At 53.0% G+C, this 14806-nt stretch carries 11 protein-coding genes; 9 read left to right on the forward strand and 2 right to left on the reverse strand.

What is annotated here, in order from left to right; genetic code table 11:
- The first annotated feature begins 135 nt into the window (after positions 1-135).
- Complete coding sequence (exaC, locus tag GH984_RS01890; protein ID WP_153718510.1) at positions 136-1656, forward strand: acetaldehyde dehydrogenase ExaC; 1521 nt, start codon at positions 136-138, stop codon at positions 1654-1656.
- An 11-nt stretch (positions 1657-1667) separates the two neighbouring features.
- The gene (locus GH984_RS01895) at positions 1668-2015 is read left to right on the forward strand and encodes a DUF779 domain-containing protein (RefSeq protein ID WP_153718511.1); all 348 of its coding nucleotides are present in this window, start codon (positions 1668-1670) and stop codon (positions 2013-2015) included.
- A gap of 9 nt (positions 2016-2024) precedes the next feature.
- On the opposite strand, the gene GH984_RS01900 is transcribed toward GH984_RS01895, so the two are convergent.
- Positions 2025-3188, reverse strand: coding sequence for a pyridoxal phosphate-dependent aminotransferase (locus GH984_RS01900; RefSeq protein ID WP_153718512.1), 1164 nt, complete (start codon positions 3186-3188; stop codon positions 2025-2027).
- Positions 3189-3228: 40 nt separating this feature from the next.
- Here GH984_RS01900 and gluQRS point away from each other — a divergent pair, with 40 nt between their 5' ends.
- The 7 genes from gluQRS to GH984_RS01935 all read left to right on the forward strand — a co-directional run bounded on the left by gluQRS (position 3229) and on the right by GH984_RS01935 (position 12815).
- Positions 3229-4128 (forward strand): tRNA glutamyl-Q(34) synthetase GluQRS, encoded by a 900-nt coding sequence (gluQRS, locus tag GH984_RS01905; RefSeq protein ID WP_153718513.1) that lies wholly within the window; start codon positions 3229-3231, stop codon positions 4126-4128.
- A complete protein-coding gene (locus GH984_RS01910) occupies positions 4125-4319 on the forward strand; it encodes a hypothetical protein (protein ID WP_153718514.1) in 195 nt (64 codons plus the stop codon). Before gluQRS ends, GH984_RS01910 begins: the two co-directional genes overlap by 4 nt.
- Positions 4309-7242: an ATP-binding protein gene (locus tag GH984_RS01915; RefSeq protein ID WP_153718515.1), complete on the forward strand. Its 2934-nt coding sequence runs from the start codon at positions 4309-4311 to the stop codon at positions 7240-7242. The genes GH984_RS01910 and GH984_RS01915 overlap by 11 nt, the downstream gene beginning before the upstream one ends.
- On the forward strand, positions 7235-8569 hold the full coding sequence (locus GH984_RS01920; protein ID WP_153718516.1) for a sigma-54-dependent transcriptional regulator: 1335 nt from the start codon (positions 7235-7237) through the stop codon (positions 8567-8569). Before GH984_RS01915 ends, GH984_RS01920 begins: the two co-directional genes overlap by 8 nt.
- Before the next feature lie 51 nt (positions 8570-8620).
- On the forward strand, positions 8621-10558 hold the full coding sequence (gene acs, locus GH984_RS01925; RefSeq protein ID WP_153718517.1) for an acetate--CoA ligase: 1938 nt from the start codon (positions 8621-8623) through the stop codon (positions 10556-10558).
- 221 nt (positions 10559-10779) lie between these two features.
- Complete coding sequence (locus GH984_RS01930) at positions 10780-11046, forward strand: DUF4212 domain-containing protein (protein ID WP_153718518.1); 267 nt, start codon at positions 10780-10782, stop codon at positions 11044-11046.
- 14 nt (positions 11047-11060) lie between these two features.
- Entirely contained in the window at positions 11061-12815 is a 1755-nt protein-coding gene (locus GH984_RS01935; RefSeq protein ID WP_153718519.1) for a sodium:solute symporter family protein, read from the forward strand.
- 70 nt (positions 12816-12885) lie between these two features.
- Here GH984_RS01935 and GH984_RS01940 read toward each other — a convergent pair whose 3' ends face one another.
- A complete protein-coding gene (locus GH984_RS01940; RefSeq protein WP_153718520.1) occupies positions 12886-14787 on the reverse strand; it encodes a putative nucleotidyltransferase substrate binding domain-containing protein in 1902 nt (633 codons plus the stop codon).
- Positions 14788-14806 lie beyond the last annotated feature (19 nt).

Below are 14806 nucleotides of genomic sequence, written 5' to 3' on the forward strand. Positions count from 1 at the left end.
CTTTAACGTCAGCATCTCTCCAAATGCGCCGGCACGCAAGCCTGGCAGCTGTTTTCAGGAATCTTGGCGCAAAACTTGCTGTCTATCAGGTGCTGGAAAAGCATTACAACAAACTTGAGTGAGGAGAAGACTCAAATGATCTATGCAAACCCCAACAGCAGCGATGCTGTCATTTCCTTTAAAAACCGCTACGAGAATTTTATTGGTGGAGAATGGACACCGCCGGTAGACGGGCAATACTTTGAAAACCCCACACCCATTACCGGGCAAACCTTTTGCAGCGTGCCGCGCTCTAAGGCAGCAGACATAGAACTTGCCCTTGACGCGGCTCATGCAGCAAAAGATGCCTGGGGCAAGACCTCGGTGACTGAGCGCTCTATCATTCTTAACCGCATTGCGGATCGAATGGAAGAAAACCTTGAAAAGCTAGCGGTGGCGGAGACATGGGAAAACGGCAAACCCATTCGCGAAACGATGGTTGCCGATATTCCATTGGCCATTGATCATTTCCGCTACTTTGCTGGCGTCATTCGAGCTCAAGAAGGCACCATGGGTGAGCTCGATGGAGACACCGTGGCCTACCACTTTCATGAACCCCTTGGCGTTGTTGGCCAAATCATTCCGTGGAACTTCCCTATCCTCATGGCCACGTGGAAATTAGCGCCAGCGCTTGCGGCGGGCAACTGCGTTGTCTTAAAACCGGCAGAGCAAACCCCATCCAGCATTTTGGTGCTCATGGAATTAATCGCAGATCTGCTCCCAGCCGGGGTCGTCAACATCGTCAATGGATTTGGTGTTGAGGCTGGCAAACCCCTCGCCTCCAATCCACGTATCGCGAAAATTGCCTTCACGGGTGAAACCACCACGGGGCGACTCATCATGCAGTACGCCTCTGAGAACATTATTCCGGTGACGCTGGAGCTTGGCGGAAAATCACCCAACGTGTTCTTTGCGAACTGTTTCAATAGCGATGATGAGTTTAAACAGAAATCGCTGGAAGGCTTTGCCATGTTTGCGCTCAACCAGGGTGAAGTTTGCACCTGTCCCTCTCGGGCACTTGTCGAGAAGAAATTCTATGACGAGTTTATGGAGGCCGCGCTTGAGCGAGTTAGCCGGATTAAAATGGGCAACCCGCTCGATATGGACACCATGGTCGGCGCACAGGCATCTCAGGACCAATACGAAAAGATCCTTGCCTACATTGATATCGGCAAACAGGAGGGCGCCAAAGTGCTGGCAGGTGGCGAAGCGCATCAGCTAGACGGAGACTTATCGGGCGGTTATTACATCCAGCCCACCGTTTTTGAGGGCCAAAACCGGATGCGGATTTTCCAAGAGGAAATCTTTGGCCCCGTGGTGTCTGTCACCTCATTTGAGGATGCCGACGATGCGCTTTCCATCGCCAACGATACCCTTTATGGGCTTGGCGCCGGTGTGTGGACACGCAACATGAATCAGGCTTATCGAATGGGTCGCGGTATTCAAGCAGGTCGTGTTTGGACAAATTGCTACCATTTATACCCCGCGCATGCGGCCTTTGGTGGCTATAAACACTCTGGCATTGGGCGCGAAAACCATCTCATGATGCTGTCTCACTATCAGCAGACCAAAAACCTGCTGGTTAGCTACGGAGAGTCGCCTTTAGGCTTCTTTTAAGGGGCAAATTTATGTCTGAACTCGACACGGCAAACGAAAAAGTAACGGCCACCGAGGCTGCCGAGGCGCTCATCGAGTCGCTCAAAGCGCAGCACGGCCCGTTACTGTTTCATCAGTCGGGCGGTTGCTGTGATGGTAGCGCACCTATGTGTTATCCACGCGATGAATTCCGCATTGGTGATCGGGATGTCTACCTCGGTGACATTGCTGGCACGCCCTTTTATATCGGGGGCGATCAATATGCACTGTGGGCGCATACGCAGCTCATCATTGATGTGGTGCCAGGCCGAGGCTCTGGGTTTTCTTTAGAAGCCCCAGAGGGCAAACGGTTCATTACCCGCTCTACTGTTTGCACCTAAGGTGTCCACTTAAGCATCGGCACGCAAATGCGTGCCGATGCGATCTACTGCCACCGCCAGTCGATCAAAATCTGTGGTGTAGGCAAAGCGTACATGCTTTTGCGGCGCGGAGATCTCGAAATCAAGTCCAGGTGTTACTGCAACCCCTTGATTTTCCAATAAACGAGCAGCAAAATCAGCGCTGTTTTCTGTCAGATCCTCCACATTCGCATAAAGATAAAAAGCACCTTCTGGCTGCACTGGAATGCGGAACCCCAGCTCACGCAGTGCAGGCAATAAAAAATCACGTCGTGCTTTAAATTCGGCCCGACGCGCCTCGAATATCGCTTCAGACTCGGGCGTAAAACAGGCCAATGCAGCATACTGCGCCGGCGTTGATGCATTAATAAAAAGGTTCTGCATCAGCTTTTCAGCAGCCTGAACTCCGCTTTCTGGCACAACCATCCAGCCCAACCGCCAGCCCGTCATGCCAAAGTATTTTGAGAAGCTATTCACCACAATCGCATCCGGCGCGGCAATCACTCCCTGCGCCGGCGCCTTGTCGTAATGTAACCCGTGGTAGATCTCGTCAACGATCAACCCGAGTTGCCTTGACACAGCAAATTGAGCTAATGCTGAAAGCTCTGATTCGCTTGCCATCGTGCCCGTTGGATTACCTGGCGAGCCAACAACCATTGCGGCGGTTTGCGCGTCACAATGGGCCGCCGCCAACGCGGCCGTTAACTGATAACGGCTGCCAGCATCCACCGGCACTGCGCGGGGGATGGCATCCACCAGCTCTACAAAATTTCGATTACAGGGGTAACCTGGATCTGGCAATAAAACGTTTTGACCCGGATTCGCTAGCATGGCCAGCGCCACGACGAGCGCGCCGCTTGCCCCCGGGGTAATCAAAATGCGCTGCGGGTCAACACGTGCGCCATAGCGAGCGGCATAGTGCTGAGCAATCGCCTCCCGAAGCGCAGGCAGCCCGGCCGCTGGCAGATAACCCGTATGCCCTGCCTTTAAAGCCTGACACCCCGCCGCCACCACTGGCGCTGCGGTTGGAAAATCCGGCTCACCAATTTCCATGTGCACCACATCCATGCCGCCTGCTTCTAGCTCACGCGCCCGAGCCAGTAGACGCATGACATGAAAAGGTTGGATCCGGTCCATACGATCGCTTAATTTCATCACATCAGTGTAGCAGGGCGTGAGGGGTTAAACTGCTGGTATGACAGAGTATGTGGGCCGATTCGCCCCGAGCCCTACCGGGCCATTACATTTTGGTTCTCTGGTCGCCGCGGTTGCCAGCTACCTCGATGCAAAAGCCGCACAGGGGCGCTGGTATTTGCGCATTGATGATGTTGATAGCACTCGCGCGCGCGCAGATGCTGTAGCGGCAATTCCACACACGCTGGAGGCCTTTGGACTTCAGTGGGATGGTGCCATTCAATACCAATCTCCACGGCGGGATGTTTACGAGGAGGCGCTGCAAGAACTGATTCGCGCCAACCTCGCCTACCCCTGCGCATGCACACGCAAAGAAATCGCGGCCATTGCTACGCGTGGCAAAAGTGGCATGATTTACCCGGGCACCTGTCGAAACGGCCTACCCGCCGGCCGCGAGGCACGCAGCTGGCGTTTTCGCTGCACCAACACTCCCGTGGCGTTTTTTGATCGGGCTCATGGTGGCATCAGTATCGATCTCTTAGAAACTCAGGGTGACTTTTTAATCCGCCGAGGCGACGGACTGCATGCCTATCACCTCGCCATGGTGCTTGACGATGCCGCTCTGGGTATCACCCATGTAGTTCGGGGCGCAGACCTGCTTTATGCCACCGCCCCACAGGTTGCTTTACAACAGGCACTTAGGCTACCCACCCCCAAATACTGGCATACGCCAATCGCCCTTAGCCCTGATGGGCGCAAGCTGAGTAAAACTAACGCTGCCCCCGCATTAGATTCAGACAACCCCACCCCTTATTTGATGCAAGCACTTGAGTTTCTGCAACTTCCCCCTCCTGATGAGCTTGCAGACGCGCCCCCTGAAGCGATATTGGATTGGGCCAGTCGTCACTGGCACAGACATGTGATACGTTCGGTAACAACCGGGGGAGTGGAGTGCCCATGAACAAACCTGATCGTGCACCGGGCGCAACATCATTGCTTATTTTTGCATTGGGATTGTTGCTATTTAGCTCACCACTCACGCAATGGTGGGCCGAACAAAATTACCCTTGGTTCGCACCTTTTGGTCTATGGCTTGCCTTAATTATCCTCATTGGCCTGTTTATTGGCCGTGGATCTCGCAATGAGCTTTAGCGTTGCGGCACTTTTCATTAGCGCAACGGCTTATTTATCCGTTTTATTTCTCATTGCGCATGCCAGTGAGCGCGGCTGGATCCCCGCAAAAATTGTTCGACACCCCAGCGTTTATGTTCTCTCCCTTGGTGTTTATGCCACCAGCTGGAGCTATTATGGCAGTGTCGGCTTTGCCGAACGCTCTGGGCTTGCCTTCATTACCATTTATTTAGGGGTAACACTGGCATTTGCACTAACGCCGATTTTACTCATGCCGCTTTTACGGCTAACCAGACGCCATCAGCTCACCTCAATTGCTGATCTATTTGCGTTTCGATTTAATAGCCAATTTGCGGGCGTATTAGTCACCTTAATGATCCTAACCGGCAGCCTGCCCTATCTCGCGCTTCAAATCCGCGCTGTTGCCGAGTCTACGCAAGTACTAAGTGACCAATCACCCCCACACACAATTGCAATTGTGTTTTGTGTGATGGTGACGGTGTTTGCCATTATTTTTGGTGCAAGGCACGTTACTCCACGAGAAAAGCATAGCGGGCTGGTTGCAGCGATTGCGTTTGAATCTCTGGTTAAAATCGGCGCCCTGGTGCTCATTGCCGTAGTGGCTGTCAAACTTGCCTTTGGCGGACTTGGAGGACTGGATAGTTGGCTGGCAGCCAATCCAGAGAAACTAACCAACTATTACTCGTCAGTATCAGGAGATAGCTGGACAGGGCTGCTCTTTCTTGCTTTTGCCGCGGCTTTTTTACTGCCACGCCAATTTCACATGCTGTTCACCGAAAATCTGCATAACGCAGGCTTACGAACAGCAAGCTGGGGCTTTCCATTGTTGCTATTAGTTCTGGCGGCAGGGATTCCGCCGGTACTCTGGGCAGGGCAAGCGTTAGAAATTGGAGGTTCCTCAGATTATTACGTTTTAGGCATTGCCCTTTTTTCTGAGTCTGCCGTGCTGGCTTTATTGGCCTATTTAGGCGGAATTTCGGCAGCCAGCGCCATGATCATTGTCTCTACGCTCGCTATTTCCTCGATGTGCCTGAACCATCTGGTTCTGCCAGTTGTGCGCATTACGCCCTACCAAGACCTCTACGCAATGCTGCGCTGGGCACGACGCGCACTGATTGCAGTCATTATTGCCGCGGGTTATCTGTTTTATTTGAGTTTAGAGCGTACCGAGGGTCTGGTGTCTTGGGGGCTCATCTCTTTTCTTGCCATGGCGCAGCTGATCCCTGGCGTAATCGCCACCCTATTTTGGCCTGCGGCCAGCCGTAATGGATTTATTTCTGGCCTGCTTGCTGGCGGCGCAATTTGGGGCGCCGCCGCACTGCTTCCGGCACTCAGCACCTTTGGTCCCATTCATCTCGTGGGTGTTGATCTAGGTGCAACACAAACACCCACCCATTTTGCTACCCTCGCGTTTTGGTCGGTTACCGCTAATGCACTGATTTTTGTGGCCGTGTCGCTGTTTAGTCGTGGCTCACTGCGCGAGACTGAGGCTGCAGAGGCTTGTCACGATCTGAATACACGCGTACCTGAAGGCGGACTGCTCGCCAACTCCCCTAGTCAGTTCATCGATCAACTAGCCCCGGTAACGGGAACATCAGCCGCCAGCGCGGAAATTGAGCGTGCAATGGCTGATTTAGACTTGAGCTGGGAGGAAACAAGACCAGAGTACTTGCAGCAACTCCGCGAACAAGTGCAACGAAACCTATCCGGCATGATGGGTCCGATGCTCGCCCGGGACATCGTTGATCAATGCCTCCGGCTCGACACAGACACCCGCACTGCCCTGTCGCAAAACGTGCGACTGATTGAAGAGCGCCTCGAGCGACATCGCAAAGGCTTCTATGGCCTTGCCGGCGAGCTCGACGCTCTTCGGCGCTATCATCGCCAGATCTTAGAAGATCTACCCCTCGGCGTGGTCGCGATAACCCCTAATAACCATATTGCCCGCTGGAACCCGGCTATGGAGCAGCTCACCGGCACCAGCGCCCCAAGAATTCTAGGAAGGCAGGTCAGTGAATTACAAACCCCGTGGGCTGATTTACTAACTGAGTTTGCCCATGAAGATGCCGCGCATGCCTATAAGCGTCATATCCAATTAGCGACTGGGGATCGTTGGCTTTCGCTGCATAAGACCCTCATTTCAGGCGATGAGCGTAGTGACGAAGGCGATCGCCTTTTACTCATCGAGGATGTTACGGACGTTAATCGTCTTGAAGATGAGCTAACACATAGTGAGCGACTCGCTTCTATTGGGCGGCTTGCCGCGGGTGTTGCGCACGAAATAGGTAATCCAATCACGGCAATTGCGTGCTTGGCTCAGGAGCTGCGCGAAGAGTTTGATCAAGCACGAGCCACTCAAATCCTCGAGCAAACAGACCGTATCAACCACATTGTTCAGACCCTCATCGGTTATGCGCATGCAGGCACCACGCCAGAGCCGCGTCAGGCGCGGCCTGTTAACCTGCTAAGGGTTATTGAAGAGGCGAAGCGGGTTCTCCAACTCAACCCCAGCGCCCGTGATGTCGAGTTTGAGATTGCCGTTACACCAGAACTCAACGTGCTCGCAGAGCATCAACGGCTAGTTCAGGTGTTCGTGAATCTTCTGAGCAATGCGGTGGACGCCTGCGCAGAGGACCCTGCGGAAAAAGGCCGCATCAGCATTACCGCCAAAACCCATCGTGACCGTGTTGAAGTTCGAATTATTGATAACGGACATGGCATACCCCCTGCCATTGCAGACAAAGTGCTTGAGCCGTTTTTTACCACCAAACCACCAGGGCAAGGCACCGGGCTTGGGCTTGCATTAGCGTACAGTATCGTTCAAGACTATGACGGAAGCCTGCAACTTCAGCCCCGACGTGGCAAAGTCGAAGGTACTGAAGTCCTGTTAAGACTGATCAAGGCAACCGAAATTGATGGCTGAAATACTCATCATAGAAGATGAAACCGTCATTCGAGAAGCAGTAATGCGGCTATTGCAGCGTGATGGTCATACCGTGCACGGTGCTGAATCCGTAGAAGAGGCTCAGCAGCTCGGCCCGCTATCAGACTATGATCTAATCCTTGCCGATCATCGCCTGCCGGGGCACAACGGTAATCATATGATTAGTGCCGCCGCCTCTACACCAGTAATCATCATGACCAGCTATGCCACCGTAAAGTCAGCCGTTGATGCGATGCGCCAAGGCGCGGTGGATTACATCGCCAAGCCATTTGATAACGATGAGTTACTGTTAACCGTCAAGCGTGCCCTGCGCGAACATACCCTAAAGCGACAAAATGCTGCCCTTCGTGCTCATTTAGACGTCGAATATCCGGTTACCGGCATTGTTGGTGAATGCCCGGCCATGATGAACGTGTTTGACCGGATCGCTCGCGTCGCCCCCACTGATACGACCGTGCTGATTTTAGGCGAATCGGGCACGGGTAAGGAATTGGTAGCTCGAGCCGTTCATGAGCAAAGTGAGCGTGCCGATGGGCCGCTAATTGCCGTCAATTGCGCGGCCATCCCCGACTCCTTATTAGAGGCCGAATTATTTGGGCACGAAAAAGGGGCATTCACCGGCGCGCATTCAGCGCGTGAAGGCCTCGTCGAAGCAGCGAATGGCGGTACGCTTTTTTTAGATGAGGTTGCCGAGCTGCCATTACCCGCGCAGGCTCGGCTGTTGCGTGTATTACAAGAGTCAGAGATTCGCCGGGTGGGGGCGTCACATTCTAAGCATATCGATATTCGGTTAGTGGCCGCCACACACCGAGACCTTGATCAGCTTGTAGAAGCACAGGCTTTTCGAAACGATCTGTATTTTCGAATCAATGTCATGGAAATCGCACTACCTCCCCTACGCGAAAGGGGTGAAGATATCGCTGCGCTGGCCAAATTTCTGCTCGAAAAAGCCTGCCGCCGTCTCAATCGGCCTGCGATGCAATTCACACCAGAGGCATTATCGCTCATTAATCAGTATTCATGGCCCGGTAACGTGCGTGAGCTAGAGAACCTCATTGAGCGCGCCGTCATCATGCTCGATGGCGGCGAAGTTACCGCGGAGCAGCTTGCCTTGCCAAGGCGAGAAAATAACGGACAGCAAACAACACCGGATCTATCCCTTGAAGCGTATTTTTGTAAATTTGTTCGAGAAAATGAAGGCGGCATGACCGAAACGGAGCTCGCAAAGCAGCTAGGCATTAGTCGCAAAGCACTCTGGGAGCGTCGACAACGGTTTGGACTTCAGCGTCGAGGACAAGCAGGATAGCAACAGTCGATAACGGAATTCGAGTAATGGAAAATTGGAGGAGAAAAAGGTATGTCAGCAGATAACGTTTATCCGGTTCCCCAAAATGTAGCTGATCATGCGCTGCTTAATCGCCAGCAGTACGACCAAATGTTTAAGCAGTCTTTAGCAGACCCCAATGCATTTTGGGCGGAACAGGCAGATCAATTTCTGACTTGGTTTAAAAAATGGGACACCGTCAATAATAGTGATCTGGCTAAAGGTCATATCGCTTGGTTTGAGGGTGGCCAATTAAACGTTAGCTATAACTGCATCGATCGTCACCTTGAGGCGCATGGCGATCGGACCGCGATCATTTGGGAAGGCGATACTCCCGGCGATACGCGGCACATCAGCTATAAAGCGCTGCATGCCGAGGTCTGTCAGCTTGCCAATGCGCTCAAAGCACGTGGCGTTAAAAAAGGCGATCGAGTGGCTATCTACATGCCCATGATTCCTGAAGCGGCCGTTGCAATGCTCGCCTGCACGCGAATTGGCGCGGTGCATTCCATTGTTTTCGGCGGGTTTTCACCCCAAGCCCTGCGCGATCGCATCGAAGCTTCTGAATGTCAGGTTGTTATTACCGCTGACGAGGGGCTACGCGGCGGTAAGCCTGTGCCACTAAAAGAAAACGTTGAAAAGGCGATTGACGGTATTGCTGCCGTGCATACGGTTGTGACAGTAAAGCGCACGGGTAACCCAGTCAGCTGGAGCGAGCCTCGCGATGTGTGGTATCACGAAATTATTGATGCCGCTTCCACCGAGTGTGAGCCCGAACCAATGGATGCAGAGGATCCGCTTTTTATCCTCTACACCTCAGGCTCCACCGGTAAACCCAAAGGCGTTTTGCACACCACCGGTGGCTATCTGCTACAAGCGGCGATGACGCATCGCTATGTCTTCGACTACCACGAGGGTGAGGTTTACTGGTGTACTGCCGATGTGGGCTGGGTCACCGGGCATAGCTACATTGTGTATGGCCCGTTGTGCAACGGCGCAACCACGTTGATTTTCGAGGGAATCCCCACCTACCCAGATGCCAGCCGCTTTTGGCAGGTTATTGATGACCATCAGGTCAATATCTTCTACACCGCACCCACCGCCATCCGCTCTTTAATGGGTCAAGGCGACGAGCTGGTGAAAAAGACCTCTCGTCAAAGCCTGCGAATTCTTGGCTCGGTAGGCGAGCCGATTAACCCAGAGGCCTGGGAGTGGTACTACCGCGTGGTTGGTGATGAGCGTTGCCGCATCGTTGATACGTGGTGGCAAACCGAGACCGGCGCCATCATGATCTCACCACTACCGGGTGCCATTGATTTAAAACCCGGCTCAGCCACTTTGCCCTTCTTCGGCGTGAATTTAGAACTCGTTGATAACGACGGAAATGTGCTGGAAGGTGCGGTCGAGGGCAACCTCTGCATTACTCAGGCGTGGCCTAGCATGATGCGTACCATCTATGGCGATCATGAGCGGTTTATTAACACTTACTTAAGCACCTACGCCGGCAAATACTTTACCGGTGATGGGGCACGGCGCGACGAAGATGGGTACTACTGGATTACAGGCCGCGTCGATGACGTGTTGAATGTATCGGGTCATCGTATGGGTACGGCGGAAATCGAAAGCGCGCTGGTCTTACATGACGCCGTTGCCGAAGCCGCCGTGGTGGGCTATCCGCATGACTTAAAAGGCCAAGGCATCTACTGCTATGTCACGCTAATGGGCGGCATTGAGCCCTCTGATGCTTTACAAAAAGAGCTGAGCGACCTGGTTAGAAAAGAAATCGGCCCCATTGCCAAACCGGATGTTATCCAGTGGGCGCCCGGGCTGCCTAAAACGCGGTCCGGCAAAATCATGCGCCGGATTCTGCGCAAGGTTGCCACCAATGAGCTCGATAGCCTTGGCGATACCAGTACCTTGGCTGATCCGAGTGTTGTTGACGATTTGATTAGCAATCGCGCGGGTCAGTAAAAATGAGGCCAGATGACCCCGGTAGTTACTAAAAGTAACACCGGGGCATTACCTTTAGTAACAAAAAACGTGCCGATTGTCGGATAACACCCGGAATACGGGCGGCACGAATTTTGCAGGTTTATGACAAGGCAGCTGGAAACAGCCGCCCATAAAACGAGGAAGCGGGCACCCAGGTGTACCGACTCCCAAATATGGAGTAAGCAGGAGGAGCGTCGCTTATGGCTTCATCTAAAGAAGAAGCTGCAATGGCCTACTGGAAAGAAAACGTCAGGCTACTGATCACGTTGTTGATCATTTGGTTTGTTGTTTCTTTTGGCCTAGGCATCATTTTGGCACCGGTACTCAATAGCATCGAGATTGCGGGTTACCCACTGGGCTTTTGGTTTGCTCAGCAGGGCGCCATCTACGCATTCATCGTCCTCATTTTCGTCTATGTGTTCAAAATGAACGCGTTAGACCGAAAATATGACGTTCACGAAGAGTAACGGGGGCAGTCATAATGAGTCTTACATTAACTACTTATTTAATCGTTGGCGCGACCTTTGCGCTATATATCGGTATTGCCATCTGGGCTCGAGCCGGCAGTACTGGTGAGTTCTACGTTGCCGGCAAAGGTGTTAACCCCGTTGCTAATGGTATGGCAACAGCGGCCGACTGGATGTCGGCAGCATCATTTATCTCCATGGCGGGGCTTATTGCCTTTCTTGGATATGATGCTTCGGTGTATCTCATGGGCTGGACAGGTGGCTATGTGCTGCTTGCATTGCTCCTTGCTCCGTACCTGCGGAAGTTCGGTAAGTTCACGGTTCCCGAGTTTATCGGCGATCGGTTCTATTCAAAGCCGGCTCGAGTGATTGCGGTTATCTCTTTGTTGGTTGCCTCCATCACCTACGTTATTGGTCAGATGCGGGGTATCGGGGTTGCCTTCTCACGGTTCCTCGAAACCAGCTATGAGATTGGCCTGTATTCCGGCATGACCATCGTGTTCATCTACGCGGTGTTTGGCGGTATGAAGGGCATCACTTACACACAGATCGCGCAGTACTGCATCATGATCTTTGCGTATACGATTCCGGCCATCTTCATTTCGTTGACCATTACCGGACAGCCACTGCCACAGTTAGGCTTAGGCTCAACGGTTGCTCAGGGTGGTTACCTGCTCGATACGCTAGACAACATTCTGGTTGATCTTGGGTTCTCGCAGTACACCGCCATGAAGGGCACAACACTCAACATGTTCTTTTTGACCATGTCGTTGATGATCGGTACCGCGGGCCTGCCCCACGTTATCGTGCGCTTCTTTACGGTTCCGCGGGTGCGTGATGCGCGTTTGTCTGCGGGCTGGGCCTTGGTCTTTATCGCTATTCTGTACACCACGGCTCCAGCTGTGGGTGCAATGTCCTTCTACAACCTAATTAACACCGTACAACCCGGTGAAATTGGCGCAGAAGAAGGCAACTTGGCGTATGACGATGTGCCAGAGTGGTTCTCTCGTTGGGAAGAAACCGGCTTGCTCGGCTTCGAAGATAAAAACAACGATGGCCGCATCCAGTACTACAACGATGGTAACGAAGCGTTTGCCGCTACCGCTGCCGAGTATGGCTGGGAAGGCAATGAGCTGACGGTTGACCGGGATATTATGGTAATGGCCAACCCAGAAATCGCACAGCTGCCGAACTGGGTCATTGCACTAACCGTAGCGGGTGGCTTAGCAGCCGCATTGTCTACGGCGGCAGGCCTGTTAATGGCCATATCGTCGGCAATCTCGCATGACCTGATCAAAGGGGTAATAAACCCAGGTATCAGCGAAAAAGGCGAGCTTCTAGCCGCACGTATAGCCATGGCAGGTGCCATTGTCATTGCCGGTTACTTGGGCTTGAATCCACCCGGATTTGCGGCTCAGGTGGTTGCGTTGGCCTTCGGCTTGGCCGCCTCGTCTCTGTTCCCGGTACTGATGCTTGGCATCTTTAACCGGCGCATGAACAGCGCAGGCGCAATGGCTGGCATGTTGGCAGGCTTGAGCTTCACGCTCATTTACGTGTTCATCTTCAAGGGCTGGTTCTTTATTCCAGGAACCAACATGCTTGATGATGTGCCAGCCAACTGGCTCTTTGGAATCGGACCGCAATCCATCGGCGCAGTGGGTGCCATTGTTAACGTGATCGCAGCAACGATTGTGTCACGTATGACTGCACCACCACCGGTTGAAATCCAAGAGCTTGTAGAAAGCATCCGAGTGCCACGCGCAGGTTAAGCGCCAAAGCACTAAACCAATCCCCCTGTCAGCTCAGCTGCGGGGGGATTTTTTTTGTCTGGACGATTAATTACAGCTGAAAGCGAACTTCGAGTTTTTTCTGTAGGCGTCTGGCTTCACGAAACGCTTCTTTAAGGATTCGTCGATCCATGGGATTAAGTTGCTCTGGATCTAGGCGATTATGCATGGGCTCTCCAGCCGCTGCCTGGCGCTGATGCTCACGCATACGTAATAATTGAATAAAGGCTATCGAGCGCAAAAACGCGCCGGCATCCACCTTGCTCAACACACCCTGCTCGGCCAGCAGACGGATCCGCGCCGGTGTGTTTGATTCGGCAATACCTGCTTGTAAAGACAGCACACGGCCCGCATCAACAAACGGCGTCAGGCCACGAACCTTTAAATCGAGCCGATGCACCGAGTCGGCATCCTTCTCAGTGACAAAATCGCGAAACATGCCCAATGGCGGTTTTATCGCCATACAATTACCTGCCAGCGTATGCAAAAACACCGAGTTTTCTGCGGCAAGGGTAACTACCCGCTGATGCAATGCCTCGCCCGCCTCCATATCGCCCCACACCGGACGAAAATCGAAATAGATCGTAGAATGCAGAAGATTCTCGGGCGTAGCGCTGCCAATCATCTTCCGAAAGGTGCCCTCCCATTCTGCAAAGCTCTGACAAAGCTTTGGATTGCTCGCCATCACATTACCCGTGCACAGGGTAAATCCACAGCGATCCAGTACTTTATTGATTTCCCATGCCAGCGGTAACAAACGCTCACGCACTTTATCGGTTGGCTCATCGCCTGGGTCAAATAAGATCCCATTATCCTGATCGGTAACCCGTGTCTGCTCACTACGCCCTTCACTCCCAAACGCAATCCAGGTGAATGGGGGTGGTGGCGCCTTTTCAGCATCAATACAAAGCTCGATGGCGCGCGCAACCGTGCGGTCGTTGAGCAGGGTAATGATGCGGGTAATTTGTTCTACATCGGCACCATGCGCCATCATCGCGTCAATGAGTTGGCCTACATTAGCCCGCGCAACCACAAGCTCGTCAGCATCTTTTGCTGCAGAAATCGCGCGCGTCAAGTGAACAATATCTATTCTTTGGAGGGCAAAGATATCGCGTTCCGAAATCACGCCGACTAACTTTTTCTTTTCAACAACAATCATATGGCGAATATGCAAACGCGCCATTTCAACCACGGCTTCAAAGGCGTAGGTATCACTGCTAAGACAACGGGGCTCTGGCACCATCACCTCGCCGATCGGCACATCCAGCTCGCCCTTAGCCGCAATCAGTGCCCGCAAATCATGCAGCGTAAACATCCCAATGGGTTTTTTACGGCCATCTATCACAACGATGCTGCCCACTTTTCGGGCATGCATTTGTTCGACCGCCTCGCGCACGGTCAGAGTTGCCTTGCAGGCCACTGGCTCACCCGTAATGAGGTCGCCAAGCGGCGTATCAAGTGTAGAGTCAGCTCCTAAATTTGCCGCTGCATGCTGCCGAATATTCTGCTGAACCTGATCTAACAAACTACTAACACCGCGCATGCAGTAATCGCGAAAAACCGTACTATCAGCTAAGATTTTGGCAAAGGCGCGGCGCGGCAGCCGTAAACATTTCACCGGCGTTGCGGCTTTATAAACCGTACGCGTTGGCCGATCTCCCAGCAGCGCAGCCATCGGAAAGTTATCGCCCTCCTCCAGCTCAAACTGCTCTGCCTCGTCGTTGCCAACCGCCGCCCGTTCAGCCAGTACACGGCCAGAGATAATCAAATGAAAATGCCGCACTCTACCCGCCGAGGGCTCCAGAATGACAGCGCCCTCAGGAAACGTACTGAGCTCTGCCGCCTCTAGAAAGGCCTCTCTCTGAGCGAGTGTTAACCGGTCAAACGGGGCATGCTCGGCAAAGAAATCACGCCCCGCCTGCTCAATAGTCTTTGTTTCTTTTTCTGATGACATACGCTTTTTGATCAATCTT

Origin of the sequence: Spiribacter salilacus (genome assembly GCF_009649225.1) — a bacterium.
Lineage (GTDB): Bacteria > Pseudomonadota > Gammaproteobacteria > Nitrococcales > Nitrococcaceae > Spiribacter > Spiribacter salilacus.

Excerpts from the sequence above, each read along its gene's own strand:
- exaC (WP_153718510.1), top strand. The coding sequence starts at position 136 with ATGATCTATGCAAACCCCAACAGCAGCGATGCTGTCATTTCCTTTAAA.
- GH984_RS01910 (WP_153718514.1), top strand. The coding sequence starts at position 4,125 with ATGAACAAACCTGATCGTGCACCGGGCGCAACATCATTGCTTATTTTT.
- acs (WP_153718517.1), top strand. The coding sequence starts at position 8,621 with ATGTCAGCAGATAACGTTTATCCGGTTCCCCAAAATGTAGCTGATCAT.
- GH984_RS01940 (WP_153718520.1), bottom strand. The coding sequence starts at position 14,787 with ATGTCATCAGAAAAAGAAACAAAGACTATTGAGCAGGCGGGGCGTGAT.
- GH984_RS01900 (WP_153718512.1), bottom strand. The coding sequence starts at position 3,188 with ATGAAATTAAGCGATCGTATGGACCGGATCCAACCTTTTCATGTCATG.
- GH984_RS01930 (WP_153718518.1), top strand. The coding sequence starts at position 10,780 with ATGGCTTCATCTAAAGAAGAAGCTGCAATGGCCTACTGGAAAGAAAAC.
- GH984_RS01915 (WP_153718515.1), top strand. The coding sequence starts at position 4,309 with ATGAGCTTTAGCGTTGCGGCACTTTTCATTAGCGCAACGGCTTATTTA.
- GH984_RS01920 (WP_153718516.1), top strand. The coding sequence starts at position 7,235 with ATGGCTGAAATACTCATCATAGAAGATGAAACCGTCATTCGAGAAGCA.
- gluQRS (WP_153718513.1), top strand. The coding sequence starts at position 3,229 with ATGACAGAGTATGTGGGCCGATTCGCCCCGAGCCCTACCGGGCCATTA.
- GH984_RS01935 (WP_153718519.1), top strand. The coding sequence starts at position 11,061 with ATGAGTCTTACATTAACTACTTATTTAATCGTTGGCGCGACCTTTGCG.
- GH984_RS01895 (WP_153718511.1), top strand. The coding sequence starts at position 1,668 with ATGTCTGAACTCGACACGGCAAACGAAAAAGTAACGGCCACCGAGGCT.